At 49.7% G+C, this 16,876-nt stretch carries 13 protein-coding genes; 5 read left to right on the top strand and 8 right to left on the bottom strand.

What is annotated here, in order from left to right; all coding sequences use genetic code 11:
- Positions 1-191 precede the first annotated feature (191 nt).
- The 3 genes from J3P34_RS19560 to J3P34_RS19550 all read left to right on the top strand — a co-directional run bounded on the left by J3P34_RS19560 (position 192) and on the right by J3P34_RS19550 (position 2,631).
- Positions 192-938: a hypothetical protein gene (locus J3P34_RS19560; RefSeq protein WP_210490328.1), complete on the top strand. Its 747-nt coding sequence runs from the start codon at positions 192-194 to the stop codon at positions 936-938.
- A 246-nt stretch (positions 939-1,184) separates the two neighbouring features.
- Complete coding sequence (locus J3P34_RS19555) at positions 1,185-1,535, top strand: hypothetical protein (protein ID WP_210490327.1); 351 nt, start codon at positions 1,185-1,187, stop codon at positions 1,533-1,535.
- Positions 1,536-2,178: 643 nt separating this feature from the next.
- On the top strand, positions 2,179-2,631 hold the full coding sequence (locus J3P34_RS19550; protein ID WP_210490326.1) for a GNAT family N-acetyltransferase: 453 nt from the start codon (positions 2,179-2,181) through the stop codon (positions 2,629-2,631).
- 98 nt (positions 2,632-2,729) lie between these two features.
- On the opposite strand, the gene J3P34_RS19545 is transcribed toward J3P34_RS19550, so the two are convergent.
- The 6 genes from J3P34_RS19545 to J3P34_RS19525 all read right to left on the bottom strand — a co-directional run bounded on the left by J3P34_RS19545 (position 2,730) and on the right by J3P34_RS19525 (position 10,523).
- Positions 2,730-3,563, bottom strand: coding sequence for a class I SAM-dependent methyltransferase (locus tag J3P34_RS19545; RefSeq protein WP_246853813.1), 834 nt, complete (start codon positions 3,561-3,563; stop codon positions 2,730-2,732).
- 84 nt (positions 3,564-3,647) lie between these two features.
- Positions 3,648-3,776, bottom strand: a complete 129-nt coding sequence (locus J3P34_RS22280) for a hypothetical protein (RefSeq protein ID WP_282597097.1) — start codon at positions 3,774-3,776, stop codon at positions 3,648-3,650.
- A 260-nt stretch (positions 3,777-4,036) separates the two neighbouring features.
- Positions 4,037-5,470, bottom strand: coding sequence for a TolC family protein (locus J3P34_RS19540; RefSeq protein WP_210490325.1), 1,434 nt, complete (start codon positions 5,468-5,470; stop codon positions 4,037-4,039).
- Complete coding sequence (locus J3P34_RS19535) at positions 5,460-8,666, bottom strand: efflux RND transporter permease subunit (RefSeq protein WP_210490324.1); 3,207 nt, start codon at positions 8,664-8,666, stop codon at positions 5,460-5,462. Before J3P34_RS19535 ends, J3P34_RS19540 begins: the two co-directional genes overlap by 11 nt.
- Positions 8,667-8,691: 25 nt before the next feature.
- Positions 8,692-9,774 (bottom strand): efflux RND transporter periplasmic adaptor subunit, encoded by a 1,083-nt coding sequence (locus J3P34_RS19530; protein ID WP_210490323.1) that lies wholly within the window; start codon positions 9,772-9,774, stop codon positions 8,692-8,694.
- 314 nt (positions 9,775-10,088) lie between these two features.
- Entirely contained in the window at positions 10,089-10,523 is a 435-nt protein-coding gene (locus J3P34_RS19525; protein WP_210490321.1) for a hypothetical protein, read from the bottom strand.
- Between the two features lie 245 nt (positions 10,524-10,768).
- Between J3P34_RS19525 and J3P34_RS19520 the strand changes: the two genes are divergently transcribed.
- Complete coding sequence (locus tag J3P34_RS19520) at positions 10,769-11,782, top strand: zinc-binding alcohol dehydrogenase family protein (protein WP_210490320.1); 1,014 nt, start codon at positions 10,769-10,771, stop codon at positions 11,780-11,782.
- A gap of 232 nt (positions 11,783-12,014) precedes the next feature.
- The gene (locus J3P34_RS19515) at positions 12,015-13,223 is read left to right on the top strand and encodes a phosphoglycerate kinase (RefSeq protein WP_210490319.1); all 1,209 of its coding nucleotides are present in this window, start codon (positions 12,015-12,017) and stop codon (positions 13,221-13,223) included.
- Between the two features lie 421 nt (positions 13,224-13,644).
- Here J3P34_RS19515 and J3P34_RS19510 read toward each other — a convergent pair whose 3' ends face one another.
- Positions 13,645-15,558: a RecQ family ATP-dependent DNA helicase gene (locus tag J3P34_RS19510; protein ID WP_210490318.1), complete on the bottom strand. Its 1,914-nt coding sequence runs from the start codon at positions 15,556-15,558 to the stop codon at positions 13,645-13,647.
- Positions 15,559-15,828: 270 nt separating this feature from the next.
- Positions 15,829-16,650 (bottom strand): hypothetical protein, encoded by an 822-nt coding sequence (locus J3P34_RS19505; RefSeq protein WP_210490317.1) that lies wholly within the window; start codon positions 16,648-16,650, stop codon positions 15,829-15,831.
- Positions 16,651-16,876: the final 226 nt, after the last annotated feature.

Here is a 16,876-nt window from a genome sequence, read left to right as displayed (position 1 = left end):
ATTGGCTCTGAAACAGAAATAATCACTGGGTACTCTGCCTTTACCGAATTTGTATATTTCGGCTAGGCTCTAAGTATGTTCGCTATCTCAGGTCTGGTTACCTGGTATTTTTAATGGTTAACAGGAGGTAATAGGTTTATGTTTAGCAGATAAACAGAGGTGTTCCTTTTATCCAGTAGTTGTAGCAAATTATGAAGAACCAAAAAAAGAGCATTTGTATAGTTGCATTGCTTCTATCTTCCTGCAATGGAGGTGAATGGAACACCGACATGTACATTCAACGAATTCCTAACAGTAGCAAAGTTATTTACGATTATGATGCGTGGGGTGGTCGAGACTCACATCAGTTTGGAATTGTAATAATGGACTCGACAGAAGATTTTGAAGTAAACAAGGTGTGGAATTTACCAATTTCATATTTCACGGAAGTACCTAATAGTAGCCGAATTCACGCAATAAGCCTTCAAAATGCTGATGATGACAGTATTGCTTTACATCCAATCGAGAATCAGGAAATCCGTGTCTCTGATATTAGTTTAGTCATCAATAAATATAAAAAGTATAACGGGTACTCTGATGCAGGATGTATCCTGAATGAATATCAATTTCAGACATTTAAAGAGACAAAAGATAGTCTGTACCTCTTTGGACTACAAGAAATCTTCGGTGGAAATCTTGAAGGAAAAGATGATGTTGGATTCAAAAAAGCGAATATCAAACTCATTGCTGACTCAAATGGCAAACTCATTCGTTTAGAAATAAAAGATTTGTTTAAGGGAAAAGCCAATAAGCATAAGTATAAAAAAGGAACAGCAGAAATAATTGAGAGAACCAACAACAGTCCTGTGGTTTGCTTAAGGACCTACTATTTCAAGCACCTAAGAACTGTTTATTCGAGGGAATTTACAGACTACGGGATTTTTAAACCAGTAATGTAAAACACTTTGCCTAACCACACCTAAACTTCAGCTATGCCGTTGTTTAGCCAAGTACGTTAGGCAATAGTAAGGGATAAAGAAATGAATTTCTTTAATTTTAATATTTTATCTTAAGGTTCCAATACCTGCTCTTGCGAAAAATACCATCCCATTGAATTAACCCGCGATGAAATAAGTAAAAGAGTAAAGGAAAGTAAAGGCATAAAAAAAGAACTCGAATTAAAAGCAAAAACTCTGCAAGGTCAGTTGCTTTACCAATGCCTCTATTGTCAACAATTCTGGCAAAGTAACAGGGCATGGAACTGGGGTAATAAAGAATACTTAATTAAAGTCCCTGCTATTGAAGTGGAGGACTGGAAAGTTGATCCCTATATGCAGCCAGACCAAATGTTGATTTATTCTGCATTAATGATTGAGTACTTTGAAAAGAATATCCTTGCTGATTCAGAAAAGCTATGCAGCAAAGAAAGTTGTAATAGACCTGCTCTGACGACAAGTGTTCTTTGCAAAGACCACTTTATCCAGAATTTACAAGAGTTCCATCTTTTGCCCAAAAGACCCAGTGGACGTCTGTTTGAGCCTTACTATTTTTTATAATTCTGGCGCGAAAAAGTAATTATCAATGAATACCATTGCCTAAAAAGACAGCCTGCGCTCTAGTTTAACAAGTCCATTGGGCGGTATTGAAAGAACTAATCAAGGGATTAAATAACAGGGAGAAAAACATCAAAGACTACAATGACGAATAAGGTATTTGACTTATGCTTCTTTATAGCACTCATTGCATTGTTTGTCCTTTTCTATAAAGACCGTAAAGTCCATAATGAACACCATAGTGAAGGCGTAATTGTTGTAAACTTCTGGAGCCCTTCAACCTCTTTGCCATTCGATTCAACTTATGGTGACTACAAAAGGGTAAGTTTAACCGGTGATAAACAGAATGACAGCCTAAAGATGGCTGAAATCAAAAGCCATCTTTAGGGGTTTACAGCAAGAATAGACGAGGTGAGCGGTGTCCACATCGTTTTTACTGGCAACTCAAAGTATGGTGACTTCATAGAAATTCTGGACTATTGCCTGCAAGAAGGAATTTTCCGGCACATTCCTTACAGGAACAATCTATGGATTCCTTCAAGCAGGAATCTTATAAAATGAGTTAAAACCAACGTCTTCCAACACCAACTAAACCTTAGCTCCGCCGACGTTTGGTCGAGGCGTGCGCAATAGAATTAAAAGAAACGTGGAAATCAGAACCTATAAACCAGAGGACAAAGCTTCAGTGATTAACCTTATAAAGTTGAACACGCCCGAGTTTTTCCACCCTACAGAGCAGAAGGATTTGGAGCATTACCTGGACCATGAGGTGGAGGATTACTTTGTGGTGGAAGAAGATGCTGAGATCATTGGAGCAGGTGGAATCAACTATTTCCCCGAAGAAAGAATTGCGCGTATTTCCTGGGACTTCATCAAACCAGATCTGCAAGGGAAAGGCATTGGTAAAAAGCTAACCGAATACCGGATCAACCACCTGAAAAAGAATGAAGTGATTGAGCTGATAGTGGTAAGAACCACCCAGTTGGTTTACAGATTCTATGAAAAGATGGGGTTCACCCTCACCAAGATTGAAAAGGATTTCTGGGCACCAAATTTTGACTTGTACCAGATGGAGTTAAAGAATAAAGCAACCATGTAAACGGCAGCTATGGCCAACGACCTTGCTGCCGTTTACATGGTTGCTTTTGGCTGATTTTCTTCAAAACGGCTTGAAAACAGTTCAAACAGCCTGTTAACTTAGCATTGCACCGTAACCCTTAGGTAAGTAGCCGGAATGGAGGTACTGTTCTCAGAGGTGCTTTTGTTCTGGCTTTTGAACAGTTCTTCTAAATCACGCTGCAGGTCCTGGGCTTTTCCGTTCTTTTGTGCGGCTTCAAAGGCATTCATGGTGGGGCCGTAGTAATCCCTGAATTTACCCAGGAACTCTGAGGGCGGGTATGGGGCCGAAAAGGTAAAAGTGTCCCTGGTAAAAGAGATGTTTTCCATTGGTACGCCAGCCTTCTCGAAACGTTCAATAACCTGATCTTCCTGGCCCCACAGCATGGGACTTACAAATCCTTCGGGCGGAGGCGGGGTGTAGGCAGAACTGATTCTCAGGATTTGGGCTACCAACGTAGGGTCGCCGGGAATCCAGTTTCCCATGACAATCCTCCCTCCCGGCTTGGTGACCCTGACCATCTCCCGCGCTACGTCAAAAGGCTTGGGAGCGAACATCGCCCCGAAAATACTTACCACCAAATCAAAGGTGTGATCCTGCAGTTCATGTAAATCAGTTGCGTCTCCTTCCTGAAAAGTACAGTTGGTAAGGCCTTCGGCTTGTGCCCGTTTGTTCCCGGCGGCCACCAGGTTCCGGGCAATGTCAACGCCCAAAACCTGGGCGCCCAATCTTGCTTCTGGCAGGGCGGTGGTTCCATCACCGCAGCCAAGGTCCAGCACGCGCATGCCTTTTTTAATGCCCAGCTTGTCAACCAAAGCCGCCCCGCTTTCGCGCATGGTTTCGGCTAGTTGGGTGAAATCGCCTTTTTCCCATAAGGCTTTGTTGGGGTTGATTTGTTCTGTGGTTTGAAACATGTGACTAGTTTTTAAATACTAAAAAGCAGGATTTAGCAAACTTTTCACGTGATCAGGTATTGGAGGTAAATACCTTGGGGAGGCTTAGGATAAGGCCGGTAATTCCTTTGTCGGATCAGGAAATCCGGTTTTTGCTTTATTTACCAAAAACAGCCCAGAATCAGAATAGCTAATTTTAGGTGGTAAACCAACTGCCGCTTTAGGTACAATCATGGCTATTAAGGCCTTAGCCTAGTATTAAGGTAATAGGAATCAGCTTGTTTTGCAAACCCTTACCTGTCTTTCCTGCCTTGATGCCTTAACCAAACCTAAGCCGTAATTCTAACAAGCCCCTTAATCCTCATTTGATTTGGACAAACTATTTCCTGAGTCAGATGAAAAAATAAAAAGGAAGCCCCTTTCACTACCTTGTGAAAGGGGCTTCCTTTTTTCAAAACTGGCCTCAAAACAAATCTGGTCTTTTGTGTACTTCCTTATTGAGCCCAACCGCCGCCCAACGCCCTGTACACATTTACCATGGCATTCATTTGCTGCATTTTGGTTTCAACCAGGTCAAACCTGGACTCCAGGGCATCGCGCTGGGTCAGGAGCACTTCCATGTAATCTGCCCGGGCAGAATTGAACAGGGTGTTTGAGATATCAATAGACTGGGTAAGCGCCTCCACTTCCCTGGACTTCAAATCATAGCTTTTCTCCAGGTTGCTGATCTTGGCCAGTTGGTTCGCCACCTCTACGTAGGCGTTCAGAATAGTACGCTCATAGTTGTAAACCGCCTGGATTTGCCGGGTATTGGCGCTGGCGTAAACGGCCTTAATGCCATTTCTATTCACCAACGGTGCCGCAACATCGCCGGCCAAAGACATGAGCATGGACTCTGGTTTCAACAGAAAAGTTGGATTAAAGGCCTGGAAGCCTACCCCTGCCGAGATCCCCACCGAAGGATAGAACCTGGCTCTGGCTACCTGCACGTCCAGTTTAGCCGCCGCCAAATCCAGCTCGGCTTGTCTGATGTCCGGACGGTTGGCAAGCAACTGGGCCGGAACCCCGGCATTCACAACCTTAGGCGTTAAGCTGGCAAAATCTTGGGTATTCCGTTGCACCGGTTGCGGGAACCTACCCACCAGGAAATTGATGCGGTTCTCAGTCTCAGTGATCCTCTGCTGAATCTCGTACTGCAGGCTTTGGGTATTGAGCACCTGGGCCTGAAACCTGCGCACCGGTAACTCGGTCACGCGGGCGGCTTCCTTCTGCAGTTTCACAATCCTGAGGGCGTTGCTCTGGATCTCAATGTTCTGCTTCACAATGGCCAATTGGTTGTCCAAGGCCAGCAGCTCATAATAGGAGTTCGCGATCTCAGAAATGAGGTTCGTCTGCATGAAGTTCCGTCCTTCTACCGAAGACAGGTACCGGTTTACGGCTGCCTTTTTAGCGTTGCGCAGCTTATGCCAAACATCCACTTCCCAGGTTGCAAAAGCGCCCACCAGGTAATCCTGCAATGGCTCAGGCATCTCTCTCCCGGGCTCAATGTTGGTGGTGGCTTCCAGCGCCCCGATGTTGGTGAACCGGGCCACTTTGTCTACGCCCGCACCAGCCCGCAAACCTACCGAGGGCAGGTACTCCCCTTTTCTGGCTCTTACCTCATTTCTGGTAATCTCAATTTCCTGCAAGGTGATGTTCAGCTCCTGGTTGTTGTGCAGAGCAGTGTCAATGAGGGCCATCAAGTAAGGATCGGTGAAGAAGTCCTTCCACCTGGCTTGGGCGGTGTTGGTAGTATCCTGCGAGTTGTTGAAACTCGCAGGTACTGTTCTGTTTTCTGATTTCTGCACCAGCGTGGGTACGCTGCAGGCGGTATAGGTAAGGGCTACCAACGTGATCCCAAACCAATTCCTTATTCTTTTAGTGAGCATTGATTTCGGTTTCTAAAGGTTGGGGAAAACTGTCAATGGCATGCACGTAGTCTTCCGTTAAAGGACTTTCTTCTTCGTCTTTGATCAGGTGACGACCATCGGCTAGTTTGGCGAAAATGTAGTACAAGCCGGGCACGATGATGACTCCGAAAACTGTCCCGAACAGCATACCGCCCATAGCAGAAGCCCCAATGGTTCGATTCCCGATGGCCCCGGCCCCGGTGGCAATCACCAACGGAATCAACCCCGCGATAAAAGCGAACGAAGTCATCAAAATAGGCCGGAAACGTACTTTGGCGCCTTCAATGGCGGCCTCCAGAATAGAGTAGCCTTGCTGTCGCTTGAGCACGGCAAATTCCACAATCAACACCGCGTTTTTACCCAGGAGCCCCACCAGCATGATGAGCCCGATCTGGGCGTAGATGTTGTTCTCCAGCCCCATCAACTGCAGCACCATGAACGAGCCAAAAACCCCTACGGGCAGCGAGAACACCACCGCCAACGGAATGATAAAGCTCTCATACTGGGCAGCCAGCACAAAGTAGACGAAGGCCACCACAATAGCGAAGACATAGATAGACTCATTCCCCCGGATGGATTCATCATAAGAAAGACCTTCCCAGGCGATGTCATAACCTTTGGGCAAGGTCTTGGCCGCTACTTGTTGAATAGCCTGGATAGCATCGGCGGTGGTATAGCCCTTGGCGGGTTGTCCCTGGATGGAGGCCGAGTTGTACATGTTGAAGCGGGTGATCTCATTGGGACCCTGCGACTTTTTCAGCTTCATGAACGCCGAGTATGGCACCATTTCGCCGGCCTCGTTCTTCACATACAGGTTCAACAGGTCAGACGGGAGCCTTCTGAATTTAGGGTCTGACTGCACGTACACTTTGAAGAACTGGTTGAACTTGGTGAAGCCCTGCTCATAGGTAGAACCAATCAAGATGTTCAGGTTATCCATGGCTTTGCCGATAGACACACCCTTTTGCATGGCCTTGTTGTTGTCAATCTCCAGTTCGTACTGCGGGTAATTGGCCGCGAAGAAGGTGAACAAGCCTGTGAGCTCAGGCCGCTTGCGCAGATTATCCATGAACTCCTGGTTGATTTTGTCGAACTCGTGGTAATCGGTATCGGAGTTCTTGTCCAGCAAGCGCATGGAGAAACCGCCGGAAGAACCAAAACCTGGGATTGCGGGTGGCTCGAAGAATTCGATCACCGCGCCCAATCCTTTGGATTTCTCCTCCAGTTCTTCCATGATCTCTTTCACGGTGTGCTTGCGGTCTGACCAGTCTTTCAGGTTGATCAAACAAGTACCAGCGTTAGAACCGCGGCCTTCGGTCATGATCTCGTAACCGGCCAGAGAAGACACCGATTCCACGCCATCAATCTCCTCGCAGACTTTCTGCAGCCTTTGAGAGACTTGGTTCGTTTTCTCCAGGGTAGAGCCCGGCGGCGTCTGGATGATGGCGTAAATGGTGCTTTGGTCCTCATTCGGGATAAAGCCTGATGGCACCATCTGGTTCTCGATGAAGATACCGGCGCAGAAAGCCAGCAACACCCCAAACGTAAGCCATCTTCTGCTCACGATGGACTTCAGCAAGCCCACGTATTTTCCGGTCATTTTATCAAAACCACGGTTAAAACTGTCTAGGGCTCTGGTAAAGAAGTTGCTCTTCTTGGCGTGACCATGGTGGTTTTTCAACAGCATGGCGCACAACACCGGTGTAAGCGTCAAGGCAATCAACGCCGAGATCACGATAGAACTGGCCATGGTGATGGAGAACTGACGGTAGAAGGTACCCACCGGACCGGTCATAAAGGAAATAGGCAGGAACACAGACACCATTACCGCCGTGATAGCGATGATCGCGCCGCTGATCTCGCCCAGCACTTTTTTCACCGCGCTGAACGGCGATAGGTGCGGCTCTTCCTCCATTTTGGCGTGGACCGCCTCCACCACCACAATGGCATCATCCACTACAATACCGATGGCCAGCACCAGGGCAAAGAGCGTCACCAGGTTGATGGAAAGCCCGAAGAACTGAATCACGAAGAACGCCCCAATCAAGGAAACCGGCACCGCAAGGATAGGAATCAAAGTAGAACGCCAGTCGCCCAGGAAGATGAACACCACAATGGCCACCAAAATGAAGGCATCGCGCAGGGTATGCACCACTTGTTCAATAGAGGCATCCAGGAACTTGGAAACGTCATAGCTGATTTTGTAATCCATTCCCGGAGGGAAGTAAGGCTTCATTTCCTCCAGCTGGGCTTTCACATCAGCAATCACATCGCTGGCGTTACTGCCGTAGTTTTGCTTCAATACAATCGCGGCGGATGGGTGGCCATCCAGGTTGGAGTAGATATCGAAGAATTCACTGCCCAATTCTACTTTGGCAATATCCCTCAGGAGGATGCTCTCGCCCTGGGAGTTGGCCCGGATGATGACATTTTCATACTCCTCGGGTTTGTTGTACCGGCCTTTGTAGGTCAGCACATATTCCAGGGACTGCGCGGCAATCCCGGAGCTTTGCCCAATGCGGCCCGGACGGCCGATGATGCTTTGTTCACCCAGGGCTTTCATCACTTCCTCCACCGAGATGTTGTAGGCCCGCATACGGTCTGGGTTGAGCCAAACGCGCATGGCATACCGGCGGCTACCCAGGATCTGTGCCCGCGCCACCCCTTTGATCCGTTGGATCTCGGGGATCATCTTCACGGTGGCGTAGTTGAACAGGAACTTCTCGTCCATGCTCTCATTTTTGGAGTAGAGGTTGACGTACATCAACATACTAGGCTGTACCGGAGTAATCACCACCCCCTCACGCTGAACTAATTCAGGCAAGAGCGGCATTACCTGGTCTACCCTGGTTTTCACCCGCACGACCGCATCATTGGGATCGGTGCCGGGTTCAAAGATAATCCTCAGGGTAGCCTCGCCGGCGCTGGTGGCATCCGTAGCGATGTAGCGCATACCTTCCACCCCGTTTATAGCCTGTTCCAGTGAAATCAGGGTGGATTTGACCAGCACATCGGCGCTGGAGCCAGGGTAAGCGATAAAGATATTGACGGTGGTGGGTGCGATGTCCGGGAACTGGGAAATAGGCAGTTTCCGGATGGCCAAACCACCCACAAAAACGATCATGACCGATATTACGATAGCGAATACGGGTCTGCGTATGAACTTGCTAAACATGTCTTCTGGTTTTTAGGATACCCGCTTACTCAGCATACAAATTCAGCTGAGATAGGACAGTTTTAGGCTCCACGTATTTTGAGTGTATTTTTTCGTTTTCGCGCACTAAACGCAAACCTTCCAGCAGGATCTTGTCATTGGCTGACAAGCCTTTCTGTACCACATAAATGTGCGGCAACTCGGCGGCCACGGTGATTTCGCGGGAGCGCAGCACATTGCCTTTGTCCAGCACATAGACATACTTCTTGTCCAGGACCTCAAAGGTGGCTTTCTGCGGGATGAGCAGGGCGTTCTTCATGGGCACTTCCATGAGGATGTTGCCGGTCTCGCCGTGGCGCAGGAGTCCTTTAGGGTTGGGGAAGGTAGCCCGGAACGCGATGTTACCGGTCTCGTTGTTGAAATCGGCCTCAATGGTTTGCACCACGCCAGCGTAGTCAAACACCTGGCGGTTAGCCATTTCAAGCTTCACCTGGGTTTGGTTCTCGCTTTTCTGGCTGGTTCGGTAATCCAGGTATTCGGCCTCGGGCACGTTGAAATACACCCACATCTGGCTGTTGTCTGAAAGCGTGGTCAGCAGATCGCCTTCGTCTACCAAGCTACCCAACCGCACCTGGAAATGGTCCATAATGCCATCGAACGGGGCTCTGATCTGGGTGAAACCCAGATGCACCTGGGCCAGTGAGACCTCGGCTTTGGCTTTGTTCAATTTGGCTTTCGCCATGGCCAGTTCACCGGGCGCCACCACGTTGCTGGAGGCCAGCTTTTTGGTGTTCTGGTATTCAATCTCCGCGAAACTGGCTTCGGCCTGGGCTTTCTGCAGCTCGGCCTGGTACATCACGGGCATGATCTGGAACATGAGCTGCCCCTTTTTCACGTGCTGTCCTTCATCCACGAAGATTTTCTGGAGGTAGCCTTTTTCCAGAGCCCTTACCTCAATGTGACTGATGGAGCGGATCTGGCTCACGTATTCCTTGGTGATCAAGGTGTCTTTTGCTAGAGGGCTGGTGACTAAGAAATTAGTCGCTTCTTCCTTCTCTACTTTCTCTGACTGGCAGCCCGTTTGCCACAACAAGGCACACAAGCCCACGAGCATGAAAATTCTCTTCATACTGTTTGGAATTATAATAAAAGGGTTGGTTTATGATTTCTCCTTAGAAGTGTATCGCAGATACACCCGTGCCTGCCTGCAGGAACCTGCGCGACGAGCACTTATCAGAAAGGATTTGTGTTGGATTGGGGCAGGCAAGGGTATTATTGCCCACCAGGGTTTCTGCTCAAATGCCGTGCGGGCAGAACAGGAGAACCCATGATTTTTTAAGGTGTGTGTTTACACATGTGCCACCAGGTAGCGTCCCGCCAGCTGGTTCATGGCAATAAAAAGGGAGTGTGCGGTAACGGGTAGCTACCTCAAAGAAAAAGGAATCAAATCCGGAAGACCCGGAACAGGAGATACCACCTGTGATAGGAAAAGAATGCAATCTGCTTACAGGTGTGTAAGATCTGTTGCAGGTATCTTAAAAGGAAGGCTAGCGCGCCAGCGTAAAAAACAGCGGATAGGAAGTAGCTGCTTTCAAAATTATTCTGGAGGGTAACAAATTCGTCATCCTCCGCCTCAGTTTCTGAGGGGGCAATCTTGTCATGCCCGTTGGCTACATCAAGTAGAGTAGCCTTAAGATGAAAATTGTGGAGTTTCTGGATTCCCGCAATACCACCATGCTCAACTCCTGCAAAGATTTTTACCGGAGAAAAGAAAGTGCTCTGTTGATAGGTATGGGCAGAGAGGTAGCCGTATACTCCCAACAGGAGAATACCCAGACACAGAAGATATTTGAGCAGAGCCTTTAACATCTGGCGCAAAGGTATATTAGGCAATTAAGTTAGGCAAGTACCAAAACCCATATTTTCGCCAAGCCAAAATTGACAGACTATGAACATTCTTTACCCAAAAACGAAACATTGAAACTTAGCTATCTTTGCGCTCCTTTTTTTAATAATTTCATAAAACAGGAAAGATTAAGGGTAGCCTTTTAAGAGAAAAGAAACCGGGCGGTACCACTGAACCAAACGGACGTAGAAAAATAATTTTCAAATTATTCTGAAAAATGAAAGCAGTAGGATTCAAAACCTCCCTCCCGGCCTCAGCGCCAGACAGTTTCATAGATTTTGAGGCCACCAAACCCACCCCGCAAGGCCTTGATTTACTGGTAAAAGTAAGAGCTGTTTCCGTGAACCCGGTAGACTTCAAAATCAGGCAGAATGCTGCCAGAGACACCGTGTTGGAACAGCCCAAGATCATTGGTTGGGATGCCGTGGGCGTGGTGGAAGCCGTGGGCGAAAAGGTGACTTTGTTCCGGGAGGGTGATGAAGTATACTATGCCGGTGACATCACCCGGGCAGGCAGCAATGCTGAGTACCAGCTGGTGGACGAACGCATTGTGGGCAGAAAACCAAGCTCCCTATCAGATGAAGCCGCCGCGGCCATTCCGCTGACCGCCCTAACCGCCTGGGAAATCTTCTTTGACCGCATGCGGCTCTCCCGCGAGCGAGACCAGAACAAAACCCTGCTCATCATTGGGGGCGCGGGCGGCGTTGGTTCCATTGCCATTCAGATGGCCAAGAAACTGTTGGGGCTCACCGTCATTGCCACGGCCTCCAGACCTGAGACTATTGATTGGTGCCAGAAAATGGGCGCCGATTATGTGGTGAACCACCGCAACCTGGTAGCCGAAGTGAGGCAAGCCGGATTTCACTACGTGGACTACATCGTGGACTTCGTGGATACGAACCAATACTGGGACATCATGGCCGATCTCATCAAACCGCAGGGTCATATTGCCTCCATCACCGGTAGCGCCACCCCTATTCCGCTGAACAAAATCAAAGGCAAGAGCGTGACTTTCTCCTGGGAACTGATGTACACGCGCTCCACCTTCCAGACCGAGGACATGGTAGAGCAGCACCACATCCTGAACCAGGTAGCCGACCTGCTGGACCAAGGCGTTCTGCAGGGCACCCTGACCCAGACCCTGCAGGGCCTCTCGGCCGAAAACCTGAAAAAAGCTCATGCGCAGCTGGAGTCCGGCACCACCATCGGTAAACTCGTGATCACGTTCTAATTATCGTTGGTCTAGCCCTCCTTTGGTTTTTCCAGGCAGGATGCAGTTGCGCTTAACTGAATAATCGCTCTCCGTTTTTGGGGATTTTTCCGTAAAACAGCCCTGAAACGGATGCGGAAACCAGGTTTCATCCGCAAGTGGGGGCAAATGCACAAAGAAAAATAGAATTACTATATTTGCCCCGACCTGTTTCGGCGGGAATCCGTAGCTACTATCAAACCTTTACCAGACTATGATAACCATTGACCAATACAATTTCCAGGGCAAGCGGGCCTTGGTTCGGGTAGACTTTAACGTACCTCTGAACGGCAACTTTGAAATCACCGATGACACCCGTATCAGGGCGGCGGTGCCTACCATCAGGAAAATCCTCAACGATGGCGGCTCGGTGGTGCTGATGTCTCACCTGGGCAGACCCAAAGGCGGTCCGGAGGAGAAATACTCGTTGAAGCACCTGCTCAAACCTTTGGAAGAAGTCTTCCAGATGCCCATTCAGTTTGCCCCAGATTGCATTGGCAGTGAAGCCGTGGAAATGGCCAGCAACCTGCAGCCCGGCCAGATCCTGTTGGTAGAAAACCTGCGGTTCCACAAAGAAGAAGAACAGGGCAACCAGATCTTCGCCGAAAAACTGAGCCTGTTGGGTGATGTGTACGTGAACGATGCCTTTGGGACGGCCCACCGCGCCCACGCCTCCACCGCCATCGTGGCCGACTACTTCCCGCACGACAAAGTGTGTGGTTCTGTGATGCAGGCCGAGCTGGAAAACGCCCAGCGCGTACTCAGCTACGCCGACCGTCCTTACACCGCCATCATGGGCGGCGCGAAGATCTCAGATAAAATCCAGGTGATTGAGCAACTGCTGGACCGCGTAGACAACCTCATCATTGGCGGCGGCATGAGCTACACCTTCGCCAAAGCCCAAGGCGGTACCATCGGCAATTCCCTGTTAGAGGAAGACAAGCAGGATTTCACGCTTGAGCTCCTGAAGAAAGCCGAGGAAAGAGGCGTAAAACTCTATCTTCCTTCAGACACCGTTATCGCTGATGCTTTTGACAACAACGCCAACAAGCAGGTGGTAGCCAGCGGCACCATTCCAGACGGCTGGATGGGCCTGGACATAGGACCGGAAACCATCGCGCAATTCTCTGAGGTAGTACGCAATTCCAAAACCATCCTGTGGAACGGCCCGATGGGCGTATTTGAGTTTGAGAACTTTGCCATCGGCACCAAAGCTATTGCCGAGGCCGTGGTAGAAGCGACTAAAAACGGTGCGTATTCCCTCATTGGAGGCGGTGATTCAGCCGCGGCGGTTACCCAAATGGGCCATAGCCACGATGTTTCCTACGTGTCTACCGGCGGTGGCGCGCTGCTGGAATACATGGAAGGCAAACAACTTCCAGGCGTAATTGCACTGCAATTGGAAGAAACTCCTTTAACGTAATCTGACCAAAAACAAAACAGAAAGGGCGGCAAGTGATCTTGCCGCCCTTTCTGTTTTAAGGCTGTTTATGGAAAATCGGACTCAAAACTCTTTTCAGTTATTTAACATATTAATTTCAATCATAGACACCGCTTTGCTTTTCGTTGGAGGTTGCCCCCCCCCCACTGGCGCAAGCGTCCGCTTGTGCCGCGGTTTATTGTTGCTTTCGTGAGAACAGGTTTAAAACAGGAATTAAAATTAAATAAAGACACAAGCGGAGGCTTGGGCCAGATATTATTTAAAAATTGCTTATCCAAAACAGAACAGGCAGTATTGGGTTTGGCCTTTCGCTCTCTTTTAAGGCTGTTTCTTTTAAGGCTATTTCTAAAACCAGCTTTGAAACACCCCACAACTACTTAACATATTTTTTCAACCAGAGACACTACTTTGCCTTCCGCTGCAGATTCCCTTCTGAGGTATAAGCCACTACCCCATTCTCCAGCATCTCCTGAATAAGGCCGCCCAGTAACTCCTGCTCTGAGGAACTGAAGTGCATGGCGATGGATTTGGGGTGCAGCGGCGTTTCTTTTAGGTGGCTGAGCACCCGGGCTTCCATGTGGAGTTTGTTCTCGTCCAGCTTCTTCTTCTTTTTCTGGGCCAGGCAATAGTCACAGATGCGGCAAACCGTGGTGGACTCCTCGCCAAAATAGGCCAGGATCTGGATGGTGCGGCACTGCTTTTTGTTCTCCATGAAGTTGAGCACCGAGTTGGCTTTCTCCAGCGCCCGTTCCCTGAAAAGCAGCAAGCGTTTCTGGTCTATTGGTAGCGAACTGGCATCAAACCGGGGCTGGGTAAACTGCACCTGCGGGCCATCGTGCTGGGGCTCGTAGACCAGGACCTTGCGCTGGTGCAAATGCTGCAGTTGCTGCTTGATGGTTTGCTCAGGTACCGCCAGGTGTTTGGCCAGGCCTTTCTCCGAGATCTTCACGAAGTCCCGGAACATCTCGCCCCCGTAGAGGCGCAGTAATCCTTTGATCACCGGCTCCAGACTCTCGTTCAGGAGCTGAAATTCGTATAGCTGCGTGTTACTGAGCAGGAAGCTTACCTTGGACGGGCTGTAGAATCCCTCGTTCAACTGCAGTAATCCCTCGGTCTCAAGTTGCTTCAAGGCGAAATGCACCTCTACCGGCGAGAGTTGGTAGGTGCGGCTGAACTCCGCTAAATCAAAGTCAAACGACTGGAAAGCGCCGCTGCCGGTAGCCAATTGGTAGAAATTGGCCAGCGCCTGGTACACCCGCTTCAGGGTCTCTATGGGTGGATACGCTTCTTCCGTTTTCTTCAAAAGCAGACCTCCATCCTCGGGACCCAGCAACACGGTGGCGTAGCTGTATTTTCCATCGCGGCCGGCGCGGCCTGCCTCCTGGTAATAGGCCTCCAGAGAATCAGGTAAGTCCAGGTGTACTACCAGGCGTACATCGGGCTTGTCAATCCCCATCCCGAAGGCGTTGGTGGCCACGATCACACGCACGCGGTCCATGAGCCAATCGGTTTGCGCGCTGGAGCGGGTTTGGTGCGGTAGACCGGCGTGGTAAGCGGTGGCTTTGATGCCCTGCCGCTGCAGCCTCTGGGCCAGTTCCTCGGTACGGCGGCGGTTGCGCACGTACACAATGGAGGTGCCGTTCATTCTCTGCAGGATCTCGCGCAGGCGGCCTTCCTTGTCCTCGGTGGGCAACACGGAATAAGACAGGTTCTTCCGCGCGAAACTCTGCTGAAACACCTGCCCGTTTTTGAATCTGAGCTTCTCCTGGATATCGGTTTTCACAGCCTCGGTGGCCGAGGCGGTCAAAGCCAGCACCGGCACCTGAGGCAATAGCTCGCGGAGCTTGGCAATATCTAAATAAGGTGGCCGGAAATCATAGCCCCACTGCGAGATACAGTGCGCCTCGTCCACGGCCAGCAAGGTCACATTCATGCGCTTCACCCGCTCCAGAAACAGATCGGTCTGCAGGCGCTCCGGCGATACGTACAGGAACTGCACCCCACCAAACACGCAATTGTCCAGGATGATGTCGCGCTCCCGCTCCGGCTGACCCGTGTGCAGCGCCGCCGCTGAGATGTCCCGCTTCCGGAGGTTTTCCACCTGGTCTTTCATGAGCGCCACCAACGGCGACACCACCACGCACACGCCTCCAAGCGCCAGCGCCGGCACCTGGAAACACACCGATTTCCCGCCGCCGGTGGGCAGAATGGCCAGCGTGTCATTCCCCGCCAGCACCGAGTTGATAATGTCCTCCTGCCCCGGCCTGAACGCCTCGTGCCCCCAATATTGCCGCAGGATGTCTAATGTATTTGCCATAGATCACCCAAAAATACGAATTTGTCTGAGGATGCAGGCGCTGGTAGACCCGGTAATCGGTAAAGACGCTCGCAGGGCCTCCGAACGCTTCGAGCTCTTTAAAGCAGAGCGGATTACAGTTGCGTGCAGAAACTCCCCTCCTAATTTAGGAGGGGTGCCCGCAGGGCGGGGTGGTGAATAATGCTTTTAGCCTGATTTCCCCTAAACGGTCTAAAAACAGAAAACCCAGCCATTTGGCCGGGCTTCTATACATTCACTCTATTTAAGGACTTAGGCAGCAGCAGATTGATCGTGCTCGCGGTCCTCAATTACTTTCTTCAGTTTCACAATAGACTGTTTGGCACGCTCCTCATCCAGTTTGTTGATGTTCAGGAGCATTTTGGTTTTCTCCTGACGCGTGATCACCGGATTGTTCAGCAGGCGGATGATTTCTTCCTTCTGCTTGGCGGTGGCGTACTTCACAGGGGCTTCCTCAGCTACCGGGGCCGGAGCAGCGGCTACAACCGGGGCAGGAGTTGGCTCTACCGGAACCGCGTCGGCCGGAACGGCTTTCATGGTCTTGGCAGGGGCAGCAGGCTTGACTGGCTGCTCAACTTTCTGCTCGGTCACGTTGCCCTGGTAGTCCATCTCCTCAGCAGGGGTTGGCTCATACCCGGCGGCTCTGATGATCCAGGCTAAGATGTTACGGTAGGCTTTGCCGATGGCTCTGGTCTGTGCCATAGACGCGATAGCGTATTCCTGGTAGTACTTACGGCCCTGCTCTTTGTTGGAGCAGATCGCGAAGCCGGCGCCCACTATCTGCTCGGTACGCAGGTTCAGCAGGTTCACCTTGGCCAGGTACTTGATCTCGGTGCTATCGCTCATATTGGTAAGCTCATCTACCACGGGCAGAATACCCAAGCGGGAACCGGCGTACTGCCAGCCTTCCACGTTCACGTACTCCTTGCCTTGTATGTTTTGATACAGCCGATTCTCCTTAATGAACTTCGCCAAATCAACGGCCAAGTGCATGGTCTCATCAGAGCGGGAGATATCAAAACTTTCGATTTTGTTCTTCTTAACCACTTTCTCTTCGTTACTAGCTTGGTTCATTTTCGTCTGCATTTAATTCGTTGTTGTGTTACAGATTGATAACAGACCTCCCTCTCTAAAAGTGCCAAACAGGTGAATTTTAACACTATTTTATTGCACTGATAATCAACAACTTACAAGTATTTACTAAAATATTTTTAGCATTTACAACCTCTTTATTCTCAGCACATTACCTGATTAGCTAAATACATTAGCAACATCTTACACCTAGCGAAGGACTCAAAAC

It is taken from the genome of Rufibacter aurantiacus (assembly GCF_017916345.1).
GTDB lineage: Bacteria > Bacteroidota > Bacteroidia > Cytophagales > Hymenobacteraceae > Nibribacter > Nibribacter roseolus.
This window is presented reverse-complemented; position numbering and strand designations above follow the sequence as displayed.

Coding starts and splice junctions, on each gene's coding strand:
- J3P34_RS19535 (WP_210490324.1), bottom strand. CDS start 8,666: ATGTTTAGCAAGTTCATACGCAGACCCGTATTCGCTATCGTAATATCG.
- J3P34_RS19545 (WP_246853813.1), bottom strand. CDS start 3,563: ATGTTTCAAACCACAGAACAAATCAACCCCAACAAAGCCTTATGGGAA.
- J3P34_RS19540 (WP_210490325.1), bottom strand. CDS start 5,470: ATGCTCACTAAAAGAATAAGGAATTGGTTTGGGATCACGTTGGTAGCC.
- J3P34_RS19510 (WP_210490318.1), bottom strand. CDS start 15,558: ATGGCAAATACATTAGACATCCTGCGGCAATATTGGGGGCACGAGGCG.
- J3P34_RS19520 (WP_210490320.1), top strand. CDS start 10,769: ATGAAAGCAGTAGGATTCAAAACCTCCCTCCCGGCCTCAGCGCCAGAC.
- J3P34_RS19515 (WP_210490319.1), top strand. CDS start 12,015: ATGATAACCATTGACCAATACAATTTCCAGGGCAAGCGGGCCTTGGTT.
- J3P34_RS19530 (WP_210490323.1), bottom strand. CDS start 9,774: ATGAAGAGAATTTTCATGCTCGTGGGCTTGTGTGCCTTGTTGTGGCAA.
- J3P34_RS19560 (WP_210490328.1), top strand. CDS start 192: ATGAAGAACCAAAAAAAGAGCATTTGTATAGTTGCATTGCTTCTATCT.
- J3P34_RS22280 (WP_282597097.1), bottom strand. CDS start 3,776: ATGATTGTACCTAAAGCGGCAGTTGGTTTACCACCTAAAATTAGCTAT.
- J3P34_RS19505 (WP_210490317.1), bottom strand. CDS start 16,650: ATGAACCAAGCTAGTAACGAAGAGAAAGTGGTTAAGAAGAACAAAATC.